Genomic DNA, 21,642 nt, shown 5'->3' on the forward strand with positions numbered 1-21,642 from the left:
TGCTCACCGAGGAACGTGAGCAGTTCAGAGAAGACAGTATCTCAACGTTGCTGGCCATGAAGTTGTTGACGTTTCTTGGGAGGTGCGGTGCAGACCGGTACGATGAGCCGTATGTCGAGCCCCGAATCGGACACTCAAGGGCTGTCGGTCACGCCGTCAGCCCCTCACCTTCGCTGAACCCCTATCGCTGCTGCCCAGTGCTGCACGCAGCTCGATTCTCGGATGATTCTTTGGGCGCTGACCGTGGTGACGAGACGTTCTCTTGTTCGTACTCTCGCTTCGGAGCTAACTCGATGCCTTTCGTTCTCTATCTTCTTGCCCTGGTGGTCTTCACCATGGGTACTTCCGAATTCATGCTTGCGGGCCTCGTGCCCGACATCTCGACCAACTTCGGTGTTTCCGTAGGAACCGCCGGTCTCCTGACATCGGCGTTCGCCGTAGGGATGGTGATCGGCGCACCGCTCACCCGTCGCCTCCCAGTGAAAGCGACGCTCGTGGGCTGCGTAGTCGTGTTCGCGCTGTCCCATGCCGTCGGAGCACTCACGCCGGACTTCACCGTTCTGTTCATTACGCGCGTGATCGCCGCGGTCGTCAATGCTGGCTTCTTGGCTGTCGCACTGGTCGCAGCGGCGAAACTCGTAGCGCCCGATGCCAAAGGTCGGGCCGTGGCGATTCTGCTGGCGGGGACCACCGTCGCGACCGTCGCCGGCGTACCTGCGGGGGCTCTGCTCGGTACGGCACTCGGTTGTCAGTCGACGTTCTGGGCGATCGCCTTTCTCTGCGTCCCCGCTGCCGTCGGCATTGCCGCGGGCTTCACTGCTCAAACTGACCACTCGTCAAAGGAGGAGCCGTCCTCGATTTCGCTGCGGGCGGAGCTGTCGCAGCTTGCCTCCCCGCGCTTCGTCTTGACGATGCTGCTTGCTGCCCTGGTGAATGCCGGAACCTTTTCCACGCTGACTTTCCTGGCGCCGATCGTTACTGATACCGCCGACCTGAACCAGTGGTGGGTGTCGGTGGCTCTTGTGCTCTTCGGTGTTGGCTCCTTCATCGGCGTCACAGTTGCAGGACGGTTCTCAGACTCCCGACCCCGAATCGTCATCGTGGGCGGTGGAAGCGTTCTTGTGCTCGGGTGGATCTCGTTCGCAATATTCGCGACGAACCCCGTCGCTCTGCTCGGGCTCATCTTCGCTCAGGGAGTGCTGGGGTTCGCTGTTGGGAGCACGCTGATCACGCGAGTGCTCTATGCGGCGGCGGGTGCGCCCACCATGGCGGGGGCGTATGCGACAGCGGCACTCAACATGGGCGCAGCCGTCGGTCCCGTCCTTGCCGCTGTGGCACTCAGCGTCATGCCAGGTGCTCTCGGACCTGTTTGGGTTGCCGTCATCGCGACCGCAGCGGCATTGCTGGTCGCAGTTCCACTTCTACGGCTGATTGCCCCCGTCGATAGCGTCCTGACCTCTGACACCCAGTAGACCGCGCAAAGCCATGCGGTCCCGAGTCCATCAGGGGACTCGGGACCGCATGGCTATCGAGGCAGGGGCCGCATCGTTGTTGAGGCTATCGTTATCGAGGCCGGGGCCTCAACGTCGTCGAGGCCAAGTCCTCAGGGAGTGACGGGAGCGCGCGCCGGTGCAGGTTCGGAGCCCGCTCCTGTGGCGTCGGCGGCCGGAGCGGAATGGCTCGTGCCGACCGCGTCCGCGTCCGCGTCCGCGGAACCGGCGGCCGGCGCGGAACTGGTCGCGCCAGTTGCGCCCGCCGAGTCAGCGTCGCGCTCGGTCTGCTCGGCGGCGAGAGCTGCGGCGAACTCCTCCTCGTCGGCGGCCTCGGCCTTCGAGTTCTCGCTGGCCGTCCAGCCGGTCTTGTTGAGCAGGATGAGCGTGCAGACGAGGGAGACGAGTGCATAGCCGGCGCTGAGGATCGCCACCGGAATGATGGATCCCGAGCTCGTGTACATCCACTGTGCTGCCGCAGCGGTGCCGCCTCCTACGGTCATCGAACACAGCTGGTAGGCCAGCGAGATGCCCGTGTACCGGACCCGCGTGGGGAACGTCCGGGCGATGATGCCGCCGATGCCGGCGTAGAACAGCGAGTGCGGAACGGTCGCAGCGGCCATGGCTGCCAGCGCGATGCCGGGATGGCCCAGTTCGATCGCGAAGAACATGAGCGGCATGAGGACGAACTCCGGCAGGATGATCCAGAAGATCGCTTTGCGCATGTCCTTGACCCGGTCGAGGATGATCGCGCCGAAGGGCTGGACGATGAACTGCACGACGAGCGCGAGCGTGACGACGGCGAGGAACGTCGACGAGCTGTACGCCCAAGAGTGAGAGGTGTCCGTGGCCCAGGCCGTGGCGAACGTCGTCTTGAGGTAGGTGACCTGGATGAGCGGCAGTGCACCGGCACCGAGGAGGATGAGCACCCAGTGCTTCTTGATCGCCTCGAAGGCGGGAACCTTGGCGACAGCGTCCTTCTTCTTCACGACCTTCATGTTCTCCGGCTCTTCGAGCTTCAGCCGGATGACGAGGCCGATGACGATGAGGAAGATCGAGGCGAGGAACGCGATCCTCCAGCCGTAGAGGAGAAACTGCGGGGTCGGCAGGAGCGCGAGGAGGAAGAACATGCCCGAGGAGATGAGATTTCCTGCCGGTGATCCCTGCTGGGCGAAGGCCGAGTAGAGGACTCCCTTGCCCTTCGGGGCGTTCTCGCTGGCGATGAGCACGGATCCGCCCCATTCGCCGCCGACCGCGATGCCCTGCAGGATGCGCAGACAGGTGAGGATGATCGGAGCGGCGATGCCGATGGTCGCATATCCGGGCAGCAGTCCGACGAGGAACGATGCCGCGCCCATGAGCACGAGCGTGACGACGAGGGTCTTCTTCCGGCCGTACTTGTCACCGAAGTGACCGAAGATGATGCCGCCGAGCGGACGCGCGAGGAAGCCCGCCCACAGAGTGACGAAGGAGAGCAGAGTGCCGACGCCGGCAGGCAGGGTGTCGGGGAAGAAGACATGCCCGAAGACCAGCGCCGAGGCGGTGCCGTAGATGTAGAAGTCGTACCACTCGATGGTGGTTCCGATGAATGATGCGATTCCGGCTTTGCGAGCGCGTTTCGCGGTGTTGACCGAATCAGACATGCGATTCCTCTCAGGTGGAGCGTCATTGCGCCGACCGATGCCAGGCGTCGCTGACGTGGCATGGGTGCTCGTTCACCGTAAGTTGCCCTTGTGGGCCGCGCAAACACTTTCTAGTTATATCGTCATAACTTGAAGTGATGTTATAGCCGGATTCCCTTATGTTCTGCGGCTTACCGGGCCGTAGGAGGCGAGGAGAGAATTTCTGCTGATACTGGCACCGGTAGTCGAGTAAAGGATTGTTGCGCGATGTGTATCAGAGTGCGGCCATGCCCTCGCCGAGGCGGCTGTGCCCATACGTCAAGCGAAGCAGATGCGCTCGCTCGCCGTTGCGGTGCCGGGCGGGGCGAGGCCGCCCGGTTCCAGCCGGGCCGGAGTGTCCGTGCGGCGGGGCTCGGTTCCTCAGTCGGCGACCGGGTCGGCGAGTGACTCCGAGGCGATGACGAGGTCGAGGGCGAGGTCGCCGATGAGCGTCGACTGATCCTCCCGGCGGACGGTGATCCACGCCTGCGGGGCATTCGGGCGAGTGCCGACCCGAGTGAAGATCAGTCGCTCATCGCCGTGGTAGCTGCGGGCCACCGGTGAGGGGACAAGCGAGACGCCGAGTCCGTGTGCGACCATCTCGACGGCGGCCGACCAGCTGGCCGTCCGATGGTGGATCTGCGGTTCGAAGCCGTGCGTGCGGCAGATGCCGACGACGGTGTCGTGATAGATCGGGGACGCGCTCTTGCGGAAGATGACGAACGGGGAATCGACCGCCTCGGCGATGGAGGTGATCGGTGAGCCGGCCGGAGCACACAGCCAGAACGACTCCCGGGCAGCCGGGGTGCAGACGACGCCGGGATGTTGGAGGGGCATGTGTCCGCAGGCGATGTCGATGTCGTGGCCGAGCAGCATGTCCGACTGCGCCGCCGAGGTGGCCTCCTCGGTGGTGACGAGGATGTCCGGGTGCGCTGCGGAGAAGTCCGTGATCGTCTGCGGCAGGCCCCGATGGAGGAAGGTGGCCACTGTGCCGATCGAGATCGACCTCGGCGCCCCCGTGTTCACTGCCGCCGCATATTCGTTGAAACGGTGGGCGGCTCCGACGGCGGACTTCGCATAGGGCAGCAGCGCCTCTCCGGCGGCGGTCAGCTTCGTCACGGGACTGCGGTGGAACAACGGTTTGCCGACGAAGTCCTCGAGTCTCTTGAGTTCGGCGCTCAGCGCCGGCTGTGAGATGTTCACCGCGTCGGCGGCGAGCTGGAACTTGCCGTGCTCTGCCAGGGCGATGAAGTACTGGAGGCGCTTGAGACTCGGTTCAGCCATAACCGAAGGTTATCAGGGATAAGAGAAATGTCTTTGTCAGCCCCAGGTTCTCGGGCATACGGTCGAAGAAACCATCAAAGGAGATTATCTTGCGTGAGACTGCTTCGTCGCCCGATACGACCATGACCCCCGTGCCGGACAGCTACGGCATCGACCGCTTCGCCGACGACCGGTCGCTGAAGGACCTCCTGCCGCTCTACCTCGACGAGAAGCTGCTCGCGCACCTCCGGCCGGTGTTCGAGGACCTCGGGCCCCGCCTCGGCGGAGAGCTCGAGGACCTCGCTCACGATGCCGACGTCAATCCTCCGGTTCTCAAGCACCGCACCCGCAACGGCGCCGATCAGCAGTCGATCGAGATCCACCCGGCCTACCGTCGCCTGCAGGAAGTCGCCTTCGGCGAACTCGGGCTGGCCGCGATGAGCCACCGGCCCGGTGTCCTCGATTGGGACGAACCGATGCCGCCGATCGTCAAATACCTCCTCGTCTACCTGTTCACGCAGGCGGAATTCGGACTGCTGTGCCCGGTGAACATGACCGACTCGCTCACCCGCACCCTGCGCAAGTACGGTTCACCCGAACTCGTCGAGCGCTTCATCGGCGGACTGACGAGCACCGATGTCGACACCCTGACCCAGGGCGCGATGTTCATGACCGAACAGGACGCCGGCTCCGACGTCGGTCGTGCGACCACCACGGCCGTCGACAACGGCGACGGCACCTGGGCGCTGACCGGTGAGAAGTGGTTCTGCTCGAACGCCGACGCCGAGCTCGCCATGGTCCTCGCCCGCCCCGAGGGTGCACAGCCCGGAATCAAGGGCATCGGACTCTTCCTCTTACCGCGTACTCTTGAGGACGGTTCGCCGAACTCCATGCGCATCGTCCGTCTCAAGGACAAGCTCGGCACCCGGTCGATGCCCAGCGGTGAGACGAGCCTGCAGGGAGCGACCGCCTACCTCGTCGGCGATATCGGACGCGGATTCGTGCAGATGGCCGATATGGTCAACTCCTCCCGCCTGTCCAACGCCGTGCGCGCGGCCGGCCTCATGCGTCGGGCCTTCGGCGAGTCGAAGTTCATCTGCCGCAATCGCGAAGCCTTCGGTTCGACGTTGAGCAAGCTGCCCCTGCAGCGTCGCCAGCTCGCGAAGATCATGACGACTACGGAACAGGCGCTGTCGATCTCCCTGCACACGGCGGACGTCTTCGCCCGCGCCGATGCCGGTGACGTCGAAGCCGCCTCGGTGCTGCGCATCCTCACTCCGCTCATCAAGTTCCGCGCCACCCGCGACGCCCGCAAGGTCACCGCGGACGCGATGGAGATCCGCGGCGGAGTCGGCTATATCGAGGAGTATGGTGACGCCCGCGTCTTCCGCGACTCCCAGCTCGGATCGATCTGGGAGGGCACCTCGAACATCGTCGCTCTCGACGTCATCCGCGCCGCCCACAGGGCGGGAACGCTCAAACCGCTGTTCCTGCACCTGGAGACGCTCATCGCCGAGGCGGCCGACCTCCCGACCGCGTTCCGCAACCAGATCCAGTCGCTGAGTTCGACGCTGCTGCACGCGCTCGAATCCACGCCCGAAGGAGTTGAGCAGGCGCGGGTGCGTCAGCTCGCGACCGCGACCTACAACCTCGTGTGCGCGTCCATCATGGCCTCGGAAGGTGCGCGGATCGGAGACAGCCGCGGCGACTGGTCGCGCATCGTCATCGCCGCACTGGTGCTGCGCCACAAGCTGATGCCGCAGAACCCGCTCGTCCCGGTTGTCGAAGACGACGCCGTGCTCGACGCCCTCATCGACGGTGTCGGCATGGGCCGGGACGAAGCGTTCGCGGCTGTCGAGGACATCCTCGGCGAGGGCGGAGCAGCTCAGTCCGCCGAGGATGGAACTGCGCGTTCCGGAGGGAGCGGACAGTGAGCGCGGGAGCACTCGCCGGGATCACGGTCGTCGATCTCTCGCGCATCCTCGGCGGGCCCTACTGTACGCAGATCCTGGCCGATCACGGTGCCGAGGTCATCAAGGTCGAACCGCCGGCCGGCGATGATACGCGCAGCTGGGGGCCGCCGTTCGTGGCGCCCGAGGTGTCGAGCTACTTCGCTGGGATCAACCGGAACAAGCAGATGATGACCCTCGACCTGCGCATCGAGGAGGGACAGGAGGCGCTGCACGGGCTGTTGGCCGGGGCCGATGTGCTCGTCGAGAATTTCAAGACCGGGACCCTGGCGAAGTGGGGGCTCGACCCGGTGTCGGACATTCCGGACCGCTACCCGCATCTCGTACACGCTTCCATCACCGGTTTCGGCGATGACGGACCGCTGGGCGGGCGGCCCGGTTATGACGCGATCATCCAGGCGATGTCGGGCCTGATGTCGGTCAACGGCGACGAGTCGACCGGGCCGATGCGCATCGGCATGCCCGCCGTCGACATGGTCACCGGGCTCAACGCGGCCATCGGCGTGCTCATGGCGCTGCAGGAACGGGTGACCAGCGGACGCGGTCAGCGGGTCGAGACGACGCTCTTCGACTGCGGAATCTCCGTCATGCATCCGCATCTTCCGAACTTCTTCGGCGGTGGGGTCGTGCCGAAGCTGTCCGGCAATGATCATCCGAACATCGCCCCGTATTCGGCGTTTGCGACAGGGGCCGGGCAGGTATTCATCACCGCTGGTAACGACGGACAGTTCGCCAAGCTCGTCGACCACCTCGGTGCTCCTGGGCTCGCCCGGGACCCGCGGTTCGTCGACAATGCCGCGCGACTGGGCAATAGAGATGCGCTGCGGGTCGAACTCGAAGCGTTGATGGTTTCGGCTACGGCAGAGAAGCTGTCCGAGGAGCTGATGAGCATCGGCGTGCCCGCCGGTCCGATCCTCGATGCCGCCGAGGTGGTCGAGCATCCGCATACCGCGCACCGCGAGATGGTCGTGGAGATGGGCGACGGCTACCGCGGAGTGGCCTCGCCGATCAAGCTCGCCCGGACTCCGGCCAGCTACCGGATCTCTCCGGTGCAGCCGGTGGCGGAGGTCTCCGGCGGGGAAGATGCCGAGGGCCGGCAAGGCGCGGAAGTCGACGGTCGGGTGTACGCAGCTGTCGAGGAGTCGGCGAGGATCTGAACGAAACTGCCGGGGCTGCCTCGGTGGGAAATCTGTGTGGGTGGCGCGTGGAATCGACCAGTGCTGCGTAAGTCTCGGGGAACGGCGAACCCGACGTCGATTCATTTATGTCCGAAATGTCGGACGGAACTTGAGCTGGGCCACTTCCGCATTCTGCTCCAGTCGTCAGAATGGATGGTGTAGTCAGAGCCGACAGCGCAGGGGGCCCACACCTCGGCGCGACGGCGAAGCGGCAGCCAAGCATCCGCCTCGTCGGACACAGCGACAAGGAGAATCCCATGACCACCAAGCCGTCGTTCACCCAGCACGACCCGTCCCGCGTCATCCGCGCCGACCGCGGAACTGAGATCACCGCGAAGTCCTGGCAGACCGAAGCGCCCAAGCGAATGCTTATGAACAACCTCGACCCCGAGGTTGCCGAGCGTCCCGAAGACCTCGTCGTCTACGGCGGCACCGGCCGCGCCGCCCGCTCATGGGAAGCATATGACGCAATCGTGCGCACCCTCGACGACCTCGAGGACGACGAGACCCTGCTCATCCAGTCCGGCAAGCCCGTCGGCGTCATGCGCACCCACGAATGGGCCCCGCGCGTTCTCATCGCCAACTCCAACCTCGTCGGAGACTGGGCCAATTGGGAGCACTTCCGCGAACTCGAGGCCGAGGGCCTGATGATGTACGGCCAGATGACCGCCGGGTCCTGGATCTACATCGCCACCCAGGGCATCCTCCAGGGCACCTACGAGACCTTCGGCGCCATCGCCCGCAAGCGCTTCGACGGCACCCTCGCCGGAACCCTGACCATCACCGCCGGCTGCGGCGGAATGGGCGGAGCCCAGCCGCTGTCCGTGACGCTCAACGGCGGCGCCTGCCTCATCATCGACGTCGACAAGACCCGCCTCGATCGCCGCAAGGGCAAGCGCTACCTCGACGAGGTCGAAACCGACCTCGACACCGCACTGGCCAAGGTCATCGAAGCGAAGAAGAACAAGCAGGCCCTGTCCGTCGGACTCGTCGGCAACGCCGCCGAGATCCTCCCGCTCATCCTCGACCGCCCCGAGGCAGCCGAAGTCGACATCGTCACCGACCAGACCTCGGCCCACGACCCGCTGTCCTACCTGCCGGTGGGCGTGAGCGTCGACGACTGGCACGAAGAGGCCGAGCAGGATGCCGAGAAGTTCACCATCCGCGCCGAAGAATCCATGGCCAAGCACGTGAAGGCCATGGTCGAATTCCAGGACCGCGGCGCCGAGGTCTTCGACTACGGCAACTCGATCCGCGACGAAGCCCGCAAGGCCGGCTATGACCGTGCCTTCGAATTCCCCGGCTTCGTCCCCGCCTATATCCGCCCCCTCTTCTGCGAAGGCCTCGGACCCTTCCGGTGGGTCGCGCTGTCCGGCGACCCGAAGGACATCGAGGTCACCGACCAGGCTCTGAAGGAACTCTTCCCGGAGAACGAACACCTCCACACCTGGCTCGACGCCGCCAACGAATACGTCGAGTTCGAAGGCCTGCCGGCACGCATCTGCTGGCTTGGTTACAAAGAACGCCACCAGGCCGGTCTGCTTTTCAACAAGCTCGTCGCGGAAGGCAAGATCTCGGCCCCGATCGTCATCGGCCGTGACCACCTCGACTCCGGTTCAGTCGCCAGCCCCTACCGCGAAACCGAATCCATGCTCGACGGTACGGACGCCGTGGCCGACTGGCCGCTGCTCAATGCCCTGGTCAACACCTCCTCGGGCGCGACCTGGGTGTCGATCCACCACGGCGGCGGCGTCGGCATCGGCCGCTCCATCCACGCCGGACAGGTCTCCGTGGCCGACGGCACCGAGCTGGCCGCTCAGAAACTGGCACGCTTGCTCACGAACGACCCGGGCATGGGCGTCATCCGCCACGTCGATGCCGGTTACGAGCGCGCCTCCGAGGTGGCCGAGGAACGCGGTCAGCGCGTGCCGATGATCCCCGAGCTCGACAAGCGCGACGAGGAATCCGCCGCACAGTGAGCAGCCAGCGGCGCAGCTGCGTACACGGGCGCTGCGTCGACGGGCGCGCTCGCGAATAAAGCGGCCTCTTAGGTACACATTGTTCTGAATTGCTCACGTTCCTCGGTGGGCAATTCAGAGCAAGGTGTACCAAACGTGGAATCCGCCGCACAGTGAGCAGCTGCTGAATAGCTCGTAAAAAGTCGAGCAGCACTGATTTGAAACAGTGCTGCTCGACTTTCTGTGTGCCGCGGGGAGTTGCCGGCAGCGAGCAGTCGGGTGCGCCGCGCCCCTACTCGTCGAGGAAGAGGTCGAGTTCGAGGTCGTCGGGGCCGTGACCGATGGACCCGACTCGCGACGGATCGTGGGCGTAGACGGAGAAGTCCGTGACGCCGGCGTCGCTGAGCACCTCGTCGTCGATGAAGAAGTTACCGGTGACCTCGCGGGGGTCGCTGGTGAGGATCACCCATGCCGCCTCGGCCATGATCTCGGGCTTGCGGCTGCGGGCCATGAGCTGTTCGCCGCCGAGGAGGTTGTTCACAGCGGCCGTCGCGATCGTCGTCCGCGGCCACAGGCTGTTCGCCGCGACTCCGGCCTCGCGCTGCTCCTCGGCCAGCCCGAGCGTGACCAGCGACATCCCGTATTTCGCCATCGTGTAGCCCAAGTGCCTGCCCGCCCACGCAGGGTTGAGGTTGAGCGGCGGAGAGAGGGTGAGCACATGAGCGGCGTCAGAGGCCTGGAGGTGCGGCAGAGCAGTCTTGGCCAGGAGGTAGGAGCCGCGCGAGTTGATCGAGTTCATGAGGTCGAACTTCTTCATCGGCAGGTCCTCGACCGGGGACAGGTTGATGGCGCTGGCGTTGTTGACGACGAAGTCGATCCCGCCGAAGGTGTCCACGGTCTGAGCGACCGCCTCGGCGACGGATTCCTCACTGCGCACATCTCCGATGATCGGCAGGGCCTTGCCGCCGGCCGATTCGATCTGCTCGGCCGCCGTGTAGATCGTGCCCTCGAGCTTCGGATGCGGTTCCGCGGTCTTCGCCAGCAGCGCGACATTCGCCCCGTCCTCGGCCGCGCGCAGAGCGATCGCCAGGCCGATGCCACGGCTGCCGCCGCTCATGAGAATCGTCCGACCGGCTAGTGAACGACCGGATTCTCCCTCGCCGAGGATGCTGTCAGTGCTCATCGTCCGTCTCCTTCGTCCGTGGTTCGATGATCGTGTCCGTGGTTCGATGGTCGAGGTGGGTAGGACGCCAGGCTACCCGTCGGCTGCCCGCGTGCCCAGGGCGTGGAGTCAGTTATCGGAACCGGAGGGCCGGCCCTCCGGGTGACCGGCGAAGCCGCTGCGCAAGCCAGCCGAGTCATGAGCACCACATCACCCTGTGTCCGAAATGTCGGACGAATATCTGCGGGAGAGGTTCTGCCCCGCCATCGTGCGGTCCATACTGAGAGGGAATCATTCTCGATCGGAAAGGCCCGACTCGCCATGCAGCTCATCACCGGCATCAGCGAACTCGTCGTCAACGACCTCGACACCCTCGGCGAGCTGGGCGTCATCGACGATGCCGCGCTGCTCATCGACGACGGTCGGATCATCTGGTCGGGACCGTCCGCTGAGGCGGACACCGCAGTGTCGAACCACCTCGGTGAGAGCGTCGGAAAAGGCCTGAACGACGATGACATCGCAAACGGGGAAGTCACCTCGGCGAATGATCTCGGTGGACTCGAAACGATCGACCTCGGCGGCAAAGCCGTCATCCCCGGCTTCGTCGACAGCCACAACCACCTCATTTTCGCCGGCGATCGGTCAGAGGAATTCGCAGCCCGCATGGCCGGGCAGAAGTACTCGGCCGGGGGCATCGCCACCACCGTGGCCGCCACTCGCGCCGCCACCGAAAGCGAACTCGAGGCCAACCTCGTCCACCTGCTCGAGCAGGCGAAGCGGCAGGGAACGACGACGTTCGAGATCAAGTCCGGCTACGGGCTGACCGTGCCCGACGAGATCCAGGCCCTCGACATCATCAACCGGCACACCGAGGAATCGACCCTCATCGCCGCGCACGTCGTCCCGCCGGAGTTCAAAGACGAGCCGGAACGCTACGTCGACCTCGTCATCGACGAGATCATCCCGGCCGCCGAAGGCAAGGCGAAGTGGATCGACGTGTTCTGCGAAACCGGTGCCTTCACCGAGGTCCAAACCCGGCGGATCATCGAAGCCGGCAAGGCCGTCGGCATGAAACCGCGGCTGCACGCCAATCAGCTCACCGAAGGCGGGGCGCTCAAGCTCGGTGCGGAACTCGGCTGCGTGTCCGTCGACCATGCCACCTTCGCCTCCGATGAGGACCTCGCCATCCTCGCCGAGGCAGGCACCGTCGTCACCCTGCTGCCGAGCATCGAATTCTCCACCCGCCAGCCCTACCCCGACGCCCGCCGCTACGTCGATGCGGGAGTGTCACTGGCGATCGCCAGCGACTGCAACCCCGGCTCTGGGTTCTCCAACAGCATGCCGTTCGTCATCGCCATCGGCGTCCGAGACATGCACTTCACCGTCGAACAGGCGGTGTGGGCAGCGACCGCGGGCGGGGCCAACGCCCTGCTGCGCACCGATGTCGGCCACCTCGGAGCGGGGGCCCGCGCCGACCTGGCCATCCTCGACGCACCCAGCTACCGGCACCTGGCTTACCGGCCCGGTGTGCAGCTGGTCGAGAGGGTCTATTCCGGCGGTGAGCTCATCGTCGACAACCGACGCCGCGACTGAGCGGCCGCGCGGTCGAAACTGACCGCGCGAACGCACCACCCGGCACGACTGAACCACCTACGCACGAGCACTGTGCGTCGACGGCGAGGAACCACCTCGGTGCCGGCGTATGAGAACTTCATCCACGACTCAGACATCACACTGACGCACTCACAGAAAGGCACACGATGACCACATTCATCGATCTCGACCCCGATACGCTGACCTTCGCCGAGGTGGTCGACGTCGCCCGCAACGACGCGAAGGTCTCCCTGTCCGAAGCCACACTGGCTCGGGTGAACAAGTACCGCGAGGCCATTGATGCGCTCGCTCAGGCGGAGAAGCCCGTCTACGGTGTCTCGACCGGATTCGGTGCGCTCGCCCAGCGCCACATCCCCGCCGAACTGCGCACCCAGCTGCAGAAATCCCTCATCCGCTCCCACGCCGCCGGCGTCGGCGAACCCGTCGAACGCGAGGTCGTGCGCGCCCTCATGCTGCTGCGCGCCCGCACCCTGGCCACCGGTCGGGCCGGCGTCCGCGCCGAAGTCCTCCAGACCTACGTCGACCTGCTCAACGCCGGAATCACCCCGGTCGTCCACGAGTACGGATCACTCGGCTGCTCCGGTGACCTCGCACCACTGTCGGCATGCGCCCTCGTCGTCATGGGCGAAGGCGTGGCCGAAGGACCCGACGGAGTGGCAGGGTCTGCCGATGAGATCCTCGCGAAGGCCGGAATCACCCCGGTCACTCTGGCCGAGAAGGAAGGCCTGGCGCTGGTCAACGGCACCGACGGCATGCTGGGCATGCTCATCATGGCCCTGACCGACCTGGAGAACCTGCTCACCGCCGTCGATGTGTCCGCGGCCATGAGCATCGAAGGACTCTTCGGCACCGACGCCGTCTTTGCTCCTGAACTCCATTACGCGCTGCGTCCGCACGACGGCCAGGCCGCCTCGGCCGCGAACATGCTCGCCTCGCTCGCCGACTCCGGCATCACGGCCAGCCACCGCGACTCCACTCACCTCGTCCAGGACGCGTACTCGATGCGCTGCGCCCCGCAGGTCAACGGTGCCGCCCGCGACGCCGTCGCCTTCGCCACCGGGGTGGCCGAACGCGAACTGCGCGCCGCCATCGACAACCCGGTCGTGCTCACCAATGGAATGGTGTCCTCGAACGGCAACTTCCACGGCGCACCGCTGGCCCATGCCCTGGACTTCCTCGCCATCGTCGCCGCCGACGTCGCCTCGATGTCCGAACGCCGCACCGACCGGATGATGGATGTCGCCCGCAACCAGAACCTCACCCCGTTCCTCGCCGATGACGCCGGCGTCGACTCCGGACTGATGATCGCCCACTACACGCAGGCGGCCATGGTCTCCGAGGCCAAACGCGGCGCGACCCCGGCTTCGGTCGACTCGATCCCGTCTTCGGCGATGCAGGAAGACCACGTGTCCATGGGCTGGTCGGCCGCACGCAAGCTGCGCAAGGTCGTCGACAACCTCGCCTCCGTCGTCGGCATCGAACTCTATGCCGCCTCCCGTGCCTGCGATATGCGCGACGCCGCACCGGCACCGGTGACCGGAGCCGTGATCGCGGCGATCCGTGAGACCGTGCCCGGACCCGGACCCGACCGGTTCCTCTCGCCCGAACTCGCCGAGACCATCGCGAAGGTCAAGAACGGTTCGCTCGTCGCCGCCGCCGAGTCGGTCGCACCGCTGACCCACACCGTCACTGCCGCTGCCGGAACCTGGCAGCCGGAAGACGGCGGACCGGCCGTCAGCGATCCCGAATTCACGGCGCTGGGCAACCTCGAAGCCGCCGCCGAGGCCTCGGGCACGGACGCGGCCACCACCCACCAGGACTGACACTGGGCAGGGGCCGGTCGCCGACCGGGCCCGACCGTCGGGCCTCTGATGCCAGGGCCGGCCGACCACGGTACCGACATATCACCGGACCCGACCGATTTCGAACGGAGTGAACTGACAATGAGCGATGTCGTCTCGCTGCTGAGCCAGATCGAGGACACCGGCCGCGACACCCGCGGGCCGGGCTACCAGCGGCCCGGATTCTCGGCCACTGAACGGGACTTGCGCGAGTGGTTCCTCGCGGAGGCGGACCGCCGCGGCCTCGACACGGAGATCGACGCCAACGGAATCACGTGGGCATGGGCCACCGAACCCGGCGAGAACGCCGTCGTCACCGGTTCCCACCTCGACTCCGTGCCCGGCGGCGGCGAGTTCGACGGCCCCCTCGGCGTCGCCTCGGCGCTGGCGGCCTTCGATGTGCTCAAGGCCTCCGGCACACTCGACCAGTCCACCCGGCCTTTCGCGCTAGCAGTGTTTCCCGAAGAGGAAGGCTCACGCTTCGGTGTCGCCTGTCTCGGCTCGCGGCTGCTCACCGGCGCCATCGACGCTGACCGCGCGCTCGGCCTCAAGGACGCCGCCGGTGACACCTTCGCCGACGTCGCCCGTGGCTATGGCCTCGACCCGGATCGGGTCGGGCGTGACCAGTCTCGGCTGGCCGGAATCGGTTCCTTCATCGAACTCCATGTCGAACAGGGCGTCGGTCTGATCAACACCGATCAGGCCGTCGCCATCGGCTCCTCGATCATCGGTCACGGGCGCTGGCACTTCGCCTTCTCCGGTCAGGGCAACCATGCCGGCACGACTCCGATGAGCCATCGCGCCGACCCGGTGGTCGCGGCCTCCCGTGTGATCGGGGATATCCCGACCCTAGCGGCCGCCACTGACGCGAGCGCCGTGGCGACCGTGGGCCGTACCCTCATCCATCCGGGCGGGACGAACGTCATCGCTTCGACCATGAGCTTCTGGCTCGACATCCGCCACCCTGACGATGCCGTCGTCAAGCAGGTGCTCGAGGCGATCAGCCGTCGTGCCCAGGACCACGGCGCCGATTCCGGTGTCGAGGTGACCATCTCGCAGGAGTCCTACTCGCCGACGACCCACTTCACCGCCGACCTCAACTCGCGCCTGACCTCGGTGCTGCCGGACGCTCCGCTGCTGCCCTCGGGCGCCGGACATGATGCCGGAATCCTCGCACCCCATGTGCCGTCGGCGATGCTCTACGTCCGCAACCCGACCGGTGTCTCCCACGCTCCCGAAGAGGCCTGCGAGGTCGATGACCAGAGGGCCGGAGTCGACGCGCTCGTCAAGGTGCTCGCCCGCGAACTCGGCATCGAACACGCGCTTGCCGACAGCAGTACCGGAGGCCCAACGGCAGGAGGTGCACGATGAGCACTCGTTACTGGTGCGAATCCGCTTGGGTTGACGGAGCCGTCGCCCACGGGGTGCTGTTGACCGCCGATGACACCGGAACGCTCACCGCGGTCGAGACCGGAATCGACGCCGCCCCCTTCGATGCCGAGGCGGTGCACGGGTTCATCCTGCCCGGCGGAGTCAACGCGCACTCGCATGCCTTCCACCGGATGCTGCGCGGTCGCACCCACGGCGACGGCGGCACCTTCTGGACCTGGCGCGAAGTCATGTACTCCGTCGCCGCGAAACTCGACCCCCAGTCCTACGAGACCGTGGCCCGCGCTGTCTTCGCAGAGATGCTCGCCGGCGGCTACACCTCGGTGGGGGAGTTCCACTACGTCCACCACGCTCAGGACGGAACGCCTTACGGCGCTGAGCGTCCCCGCGTGGACGCGAATGACGCTGAGCGTCCCGGTGGGGACGCGAACGACGCGAACGACGATGACGAACGGCGCGCCCACGCGATGGAACGGGCGCTGGCAAGGGCGGCCGCCTCGGCGGGGATCCGCATCCGACTGCTCGACACCTGCTATCTCACCGGCGCCATCGACTCCGAACTCTCGGCCGAACAGGCCCGTTTCGGCGACGGCACAATCGACGGGTACATGGACCGGCACGCCGGCCTGATCGACACGTTCGCCGCTGAATTCCCCGTCAACGCTCCAGGTGAGAGCTTCGTCCATGTGGGTGCGGCGATCCATTCGATCCGCGCGGTCCCAGCCGCAAACCTGCCTCGCTTCACCGAACTGTCCGGCCCCGTGCACGTGCACCTGTCCGAACAGCCGGCCGAGAACGACGCCTCGCAGGCGGCGTACGGGGCCAGCCCCACCGAGGTGCTCGCGCGCTCGGGCGTCGTCGATGACCGGCTCTCGGCCGTGCATGCCACCCACCTAAGCGAGAAGGACATCGCGCTCCTCGGCAGATCCCGGTCGACGATCGTCATGTGCCCCTGCACCGAGGCGGACCTCGCTGACGGCATCGGGCCGGCCCGTGAACTCGCCGACGCCGGAGCCGTGATCTCGCTCGGTTCCGACCAGCACGTCGTCCTCGACGCCCTGCGCGAGACCCAGGGGCTCGAAGCGGGCGAGCGGCTGCGCTCGGGGCAGCGCGGACGATTCTCTCCAGCCGAACTCATCACGGCACTCACCGAAGGCGGGGCACGCAGCCTCGACCTTCCGGTCGGCGCACTCGAAGTCGGCAAGGCGTGCGACTTCGTTGCCCTGCGCACCGACAGCATGCGCACCATGGGATCCCTGGACGAACAGATCATCCTCACGGCCACCTCGGCGGACGTGCATCTGACCGTCAGCGGCGGCCAGGTCCGCGTGCGCGACGGAGTGCACACCGAACTCGGCGACATCGCCGAGCTCTACTCTCAGGCCTTCGCGGTCTTGGAGATGGAGGTTTGAGTCGTGGCTGAGGTTCCGGCACTGCGGCGGGCGATCGCGATCCTGCGGCATATGGCCTCGTCGAATCGGTCGATCACGGCCGGTGCCCTGGTCAGGTCGCTGGAGATCCCGCGGTCGAGTGCGTATGACATCCTCGCCGTGCTCGAGGAGCTCGGGCTCGTGGCGCGCACCGAATCCGGGTATGTGCTCGGAGCCGGTGTGCACGAGCTCGGGGCGTCCTACCTGCGGACGAACCCCCTGCAGCGGTTGGCGCAGCCGATCGTCCGTCAGCTCGCCGAGGATACCGCCACGACCGCGCAGCTGGCCGTTATCCGCGGCTGGGAGACGGAGTACGTGCTCAAGGAGCAGTCGCTCAAATCCGTCGCGGTCATCACCGCCACCGGTGTGCGCATGCCGAGCTACCTCACGGCGACCGGGCGGGCGATCCTCGCTCAGCTGCCCAAGTCCGAGGTGCTGGCGATGCTGCAGTCCGAAACCGAGTTCGTCACGCGCACTGGCAAGGGCCCGACCTCGGTGAAGGCGCTCAACGCAGTGCTCGCCCAGGAGCGGCGGACCGGCAGCGCGATCGAACACGGCGAAGTCACGCCGGGGATCTCGACGCTCGCGGCACCGGTGTTCGATGTCTTGGGCCGCCCGATCGCGGCCATCGGCCTCTCATTCGTCACCGAGACCCTGCCCGAGGACACCGGTCCTGTGCTCGACCGGGTCAAGGCTGCCGCCGCCGAGGTGACCGCCAAGCTGCGGTGAGGGTGGACGGTAACGTGAGCGGTCGGTGTGATCGGATGGAGTGTCAGAGGCCGAGCACTCGTCGCTCGCGCGCGACCTCTTCGACGATCTGGTGATCGCTGCGCAGCTCCTTGATCAGGGCGATGCCGAGGACGACGACGATGACGGTGAACGGCACCGCCGAGAGCATCGCCGCCTGCTGCAGGGCCTGCAGCCCGCCGACGAGGAGCAGGACCACCGCGCAGCCTCCGGTGAGGAATCCCCAGGTCGCGATGACCGGACGCCGGGGCGCGAACGACCCCTGCGACGACAGCGAGCTGAGGACGAAGGTGTTCGAGTCTGCCGAGGAGACGAAGAACAGGATGACCATGACGATCGTGAAGACCGAAGCGAGCATGGACAGCGGCAGCTGGTCGAGGAGGCTGAAGAATGCGGTGTCGAGGTTGTTCTGAGTGGCCTCACCGATCCCAGCCCCATCGATGTCGAACTTGATCGCCGAACCGCCCATGACGGTGAACCAGACGAAGAACACGGCGCTGGGCACGAGCAGGACACCGGCGACGAACTCCCGAATGGTCCGGCCCTTCGAGATCTTGGCCAGGAAGATGCCGACGAAGGCGCTCCAGGACAGCCACCACGCCATCATGAAATAGGTCCAGCCGAGCATCCATTCGCTGTCCTCGGCACTGGTCGGGGTCATGAAGCTGAGTTCGACGAAGTCTCCGGCGAAGGCGCCGATGGAGCGGACGAACAGGTTGGAGACGAAGCCGCTGGGTCCGGTGATGAAGACGAAGAGTCCGAGCAGAGACGCCATGGTCAGCGTGATCTGGGAGATGTACTTGATGCCGCGGCTCACTCCGGTCAGTGCCGAACCGGTGAAGAGGAGGGTGAGCACGGTGATGACGATGATCTGGCCGATGATGGTGGAGTCGATGCCGAGGACGGTGTTGAGGCCCTCGCCGATCTGCGAGGCACCGAGTCCCAGGGACGTCGTCGTGCCGAAGAGCGTGGCGATGATGGTGAGGATGTCGATGAAGCTGCCGACCCAGCCGTCGACGAAGCGGCCGAGGACGGGGCGCAGCATCGTGGACACGAGTGCTGGCCGGCCCTTTCGGTGCGTGGAATAGCCGATGGCCAATCCGAAGACCCCGAAGATCGCCCAGGCTTGGAAGCCCCAGTCGAGGTAGGAGAACTGCATCGCGCGAATCGCCGCGTCCATGGTCTCCGGTTCCGCCAGTCCGTGGGGCGGGGTCATGAAGTGCGACATCGGCTCGGCCACTCCGTAGCTGACCAGGCCGATCCCCATCACGGCAGCGAGGATCATCGCCAGCCAGGTGATCGTGCGGTATTCGGGACGGGAATCGGATGAGCCGAGGCGGAGGCGACCGAAGCGGCTGGCTGCGAACCACACCAGCATTGCGATCGCGGCGAATGGGACGACGAGGTAGATCCAGCCGAATCCGGTGGACACCGTCGTCATTGCCCGCGTCATGATGTCCGACAGGGCATCGGGTGCGATCGTCGCCCACACCATGAAGGCGATGACGGCGATGACCGAGCATATGAAGACTGTCCCGACCCGGTTGGAATGTGGGGCCGCAGCGGATGCGGTATGCGTGGTGCCCGGAGCAGGCTCGGACTCTGTCCCTGCCTCGGGTCCGGCTCCGGCGGCAGGGCCGGCCCCGGGGGCAGGGGGAGGGTCGTCCGACCCGCCCGAGGAGGCGGACGCAGTGGAGCGGTCGGAACCGCCTGCAGTGCTGCTGGCTGGTTCGGGGGAGGGTGAGTTCAGCATCGTCATCGTGGTCTCCGCGCTCGTGGCCGCCTCGGCGGCAGGCATGAGCGATCGTCGGGTCGGTCGGGATAGGCAGATTACACAACAGGCCCCGCGAACTGGGTCGTTCGTGGGGCCGTGCGACTGACGAGTCTATGCGCTCGTCGCCGAATCACCGCATGTGTGAGGGCAGAAAAGGCAGAGTGTGAGTCTTCTCGCGGTCGGTGAGCGCCGGGAGCAGTCAGAGGTAGGGGCGAGTGATGAGCTCGAGATACATTCCCGACGGGTCGAGGAAATACACTCCGCGACTCCCGTGCTCGGTGTTCGTCTCCTGCGGGCGAGTGCGCTGCGGATCTGCCCAGAAATCGAGACCGCGCTGTTTGAGCAGGTCAACGGCTCGGTCGAAGTGGTCGTCCGTGCAGAGGAAGGCCATGTGCACGGGCAGAATGTCGTACTCCGGCGGGGGAGTGGCGAATTGGAGCATGACTCCGCCGGAGAGCATGATGTTGGCGAATGGCCCCCATGACTGGGTGTGTTCGGCCTCGAAGATATCGACATAGAACTGCGCTGAGGCGGCCGGATCCGCTGCGGCGACGATGGTGTGGTTGAACAGAGCTGACATGATGAAGTCCTTTTCGGATGAATGATGGTTCGCTGATCGCCCGAAGCGTTTTCGGGCAGGGAGAACTGACAATTGGGAAAATGGCTTCGTCATGGGGAGGGCCGCGAGCAGAGCGCTCGTGACCTCCGCGGCTCAACTGTCGACCGGTTTACCGATCCGTGAGCGGCTGTTCGCCTGTTCGGTCATCGCCACCGAGCATACAATCCTAGGGGTCGAAGCGGAACAGCTTTCGCGAGCGTCCGACGTCGCCGACCGCTCGAATTACGGTCGCTGTATCGAGCTATGCGGCGTGCGCTGGGCGGTATGTCGAGCGGTGGGCGAGTGCAGGCCGAGTCAAGGCGAGCGGTCGGCGGCAACCTGCGCGGTCGGCGCGGACGAGGGGTTGTTCACTGTCGCTGGAGCAGGACCGCGACCTCGAGGTGCTTCGTGTGCGGGAACATGTCGAAGATCCGGGCCTGGGCCACCTCGTAGGCGGGCATCCGCGCGAGATCCTTCGCCAGCGACATGGGATTGCAGCTCGAGTAGACGATGTGCTCGACACCGGAGTTCTCCAACGCTGCCGACAGTCGTGCACCGATCCCCCGCCGAGGCGGATTGACGATCACGCAGTCCGGCCGTTCGTCCGTGCTCAGGTTCTCCTCGGCGAATTCCGTGGCATCGCCGGCGAGGAACCGCGCCTCGACGCCGAGCTCGGAGGCGCTGACTTTCGCTGACTCGATCGCCTGCTCGCTCACCTCGACCCCGGTGACCCGCCGCGCGGGAGAAGCACAGTAGAGCGCGAACCCTCCGACGCCGCAGTACAGATCCCACAGGCTCGAAGCCTCGACAGCGTCCACCCACTCGGCCACTTGGTTGTAGAGTCCGATGGCGACAGCGGTGTTCGTCTGGAAGAAACTCTGCGGCCGCAGATGGAGGTCGACCCGATCGAGGTTCATCCTCAGCGATTCGCCGCGGAACATCTCCTCGCGGCTGCCCTCGAGCACGGCCTTGTGCTCCGGCAGCAGATTCACCGACACCACGGACGCATCGGGGACGAGGCCAAAGAACGCGTCCTTCCGCGACCGCAGTACGTCCAGCCCATGCTGAGTGCGCACGACGAAACGAATCATCAGCTCATCCGACGGCGCCGCCGTGACATGGACGAACTTCACCTCCCCTCGGCGCGCAGCAACATCATAAGGCTCGAGTCCGGTGGCATCGAGGAAGTCCGCAAGCACCGGGACCACCGCCCGGATCGCCGGGGACTGAATCCCACAATCACGCAGATCGACGCCATGGAACTCCTGATCAAGAATGCCCAAGGTGACGTTTCCAGACGATCCTCCGATGGCGAGCTTCGCCCGATTCCTGAAGTCCCGAACCCCGCTGGCGAACGTCGGCAGCCAAACTCGCGGAGCCGCCTCGGCGAGGGCCTCGCGGCACCAAGCTTCCTTGTCCGTGATCTGCTGCCCATAGGGAGTTTCGATGAGCGCACAGGAACGGCACTCCCCACGCTCGAAATACCCGCAGTGCAGGTGCTCATGATCCGCCGGGGCAGGGGTGAGCGGCAAGGTCGTCATCCCCTCATTCTAATCGGCGATGGACC

15 protein-coding genes are annotated in these 21,642 nt (G+C 65.9%); 9 read left to right on the forward strand and 6 right to left on the reverse strand.

Translation table 11 applies throughout. The features are described from left to right. Positions 1–293 precede the first annotated feature (293 nt). Positions 294–1,472, forward strand: coding sequence for a Cmx/CmrA family chloramphenicol efflux MFS transporter (locus AC3CD9_RS18070; protein ID WP_488365375.1), 1,179 nt, complete (start codon positions 294–296; stop codon positions 1,470–1,472). 131 nt (positions 1,473–1,603) lie between these two features. Here the strand turns inward: AC3CD9_RS18070 and AC3CD9_RS18075 are convergent, their stop codons facing one another. Both AC3CD9_RS18075 and AC3CD9_RS18080 read right to left on the reverse strand, forming a co-directional pair. Then, positions 1,604–3,133 carry an MFS transporter gene (locus tag AC3CD9_RS18075; RefSeq protein WP_488365376.1) on the reverse strand — a complete coding sequence of 510 codons (1,530 nt, stop codon included), beginning with the start codon at positions 3,131–3,133 and terminating at the stop codon, positions 1,604–1,606. 399 nt (positions 3,134–3,532) lie between these two features. Beyond that, positions 3,533–4,435 carry a LysR family transcriptional regulator gene (locus AC3CD9_RS18080; protein WP_488365377.1) on the reverse strand — a complete coding sequence of 301 codons (903 nt, stop codon included), beginning with the start codon at positions 4,433–4,435 and terminating at the stop codon, positions 3,533–3,535. Positions 4,436–4,524: 89 nt separating this feature from the next. Between AC3CD9_RS18080 and AC3CD9_RS18085 the strand changes: the two genes are divergently transcribed. The 3 genes from AC3CD9_RS18085 (at position 4,525) to hutU (ending at position 9,541) form a co-directional block, all read left to right on the forward strand. Then, entirely contained in the window at positions 4,525–6,348 is a 1,824-nt protein-coding gene (locus AC3CD9_RS18085; RefSeq protein ID WP_488365378.1) for an acyl-CoA dehydrogenase family protein, read from the forward strand. Further along, the gene (locus AC3CD9_RS18090; protein WP_488365379.1) at positions 6,345–7,541 is read left to right on the forward strand and encodes a CaiB/BaiF CoA transferase family protein; all 1,197 of its coding nucleotides are present in this window, start codon (positions 6,345–6,347) and stop codon (positions 7,539–7,541) included. The genes AC3CD9_RS18085 and AC3CD9_RS18090 overlap by 4 nt, the downstream gene beginning before the upstream one ends. 278 nt (positions 7,542–7,819) lie before the next feature. Further along, positions 7,820–9,541 (forward strand): urocanate hydratase, encoded by a 1,722-nt coding sequence (hutU, locus tag AC3CD9_RS18095; protein ID WP_488365380.1) that lies wholly within the window; start codon positions 7,820–7,822, stop codon positions 9,539–9,541. Between the two features lie 271 nt (positions 9,542–9,812). Here hutU and AC3CD9_RS18100 read toward each other — a convergent pair whose 3' ends face one another. Beyond that, positions 9,813–10,703: an SDR family oxidoreductase gene (locus AC3CD9_RS18100; protein WP_488365381.1), complete on the reverse strand. Its 891-nt coding sequence runs from the start codon at positions 10,701–10,703 to the stop codon at positions 9,813–9,815. Positions 10,704–11,003: 300 nt separating this feature from the next. Between AC3CD9_RS18100 and hutI the strand changes: the two genes are divergently transcribed. From hutI to AC3CD9_RS18125, 5 genes are all read left to right on the forward strand, one after another. Next, the gene (gene hutI / locus AC3CD9_RS18105) at positions 11,004–12,275 is read left to right on the forward strand and encodes an imidazolonepropionase (protein WP_488365382.1); all 1,272 of its coding nucleotides are present in this window, start codon (positions 11,004–11,006) and stop codon (positions 12,273–12,275) included. A gap of 167 nt (positions 12,276–12,442) precedes the next feature. Next, positions 12,443–14,119, forward strand: coding sequence for a histidine ammonia-lyase (gene hutH / locus AC3CD9_RS18110; protein WP_488365384.1), 1,677 nt, complete (start codon positions 12,443–12,445; stop codon positions 14,117–14,119). Between the two features lie 120 nt (positions 14,120–14,239). Further along, positions 14,240–15,508 (forward strand): allantoate amidohydrolase, encoded by a 1,269-nt coding sequence (locus AC3CD9_RS18115; RefSeq protein ID WP_488365385.1) that lies wholly within the window; start codon positions 14,240–14,242, stop codon positions 15,506–15,508. Next, positions 15,505–16,938 carry an amidohydrolase family protein gene (locus AC3CD9_RS18120; protein WP_488365386.1) on the forward strand — a complete coding sequence of 478 codons (1,434 nt, stop codon included), beginning with the start codon at positions 15,505–15,507 and terminating at the stop codon, positions 16,936–16,938. The genes AC3CD9_RS18115 and AC3CD9_RS18120 overlap by 4 nt, the downstream gene beginning before the upstream one ends. Before the next feature lie 3 nt (positions 16,939–16,941). Then, positions 16,942–17,685 carry an IclR family transcriptional regulator gene (locus AC3CD9_RS18125; protein WP_488365387.1) on the forward strand — a complete coding sequence of 248 codons (744 nt, stop codon included), beginning with the start codon at positions 16,942–16,944 and terminating at the stop codon, positions 17,683–17,685. A gap of 43 nt (positions 17,686–17,728) precedes the next feature. Here the strand turns inward: AC3CD9_RS18125 and AC3CD9_RS18130 are convergent, their stop codons facing one another. The 3 genes from AC3CD9_RS18130 to AC3CD9_RS18140 form a co-directional block, all read right to left on the reverse strand. Continuing rightward, entirely contained in the window at positions 17,729–19,501 is a 1,773-nt protein-coding gene (locus AC3CD9_RS18130) for a BCCT family transporter (protein ID WP_488365388.1), read from the reverse strand. Between the two features lie 175 nt (positions 19,502–19,676). Continuing rightward, complete coding sequence (locus tag AC3CD9_RS18135; protein ID WP_488365389.1) at positions 19,677–20,057, reverse strand: VOC family protein; 381 nt, start codon at positions 20,055–20,057, stop codon at positions 19,677–19,679. A 386-nt stretch (positions 20,058–20,443) separates the two neighbouring features. Continuing rightward, positions 20,444–21,616 (reverse strand): methyltransferase domain-containing protein, encoded by a 1,173-nt coding sequence (locus tag AC3CD9_RS18140; RefSeq protein WP_488365390.1) that lies wholly within the window; start codon positions 21,614–21,616, stop codon positions 20,444–20,446. Positions 21,617–21,642: the final 26 nt, after the last annotated feature.

It is taken from the genome of Brevibacterium sp. MGP-B1 (assembly GCF_057766545.1).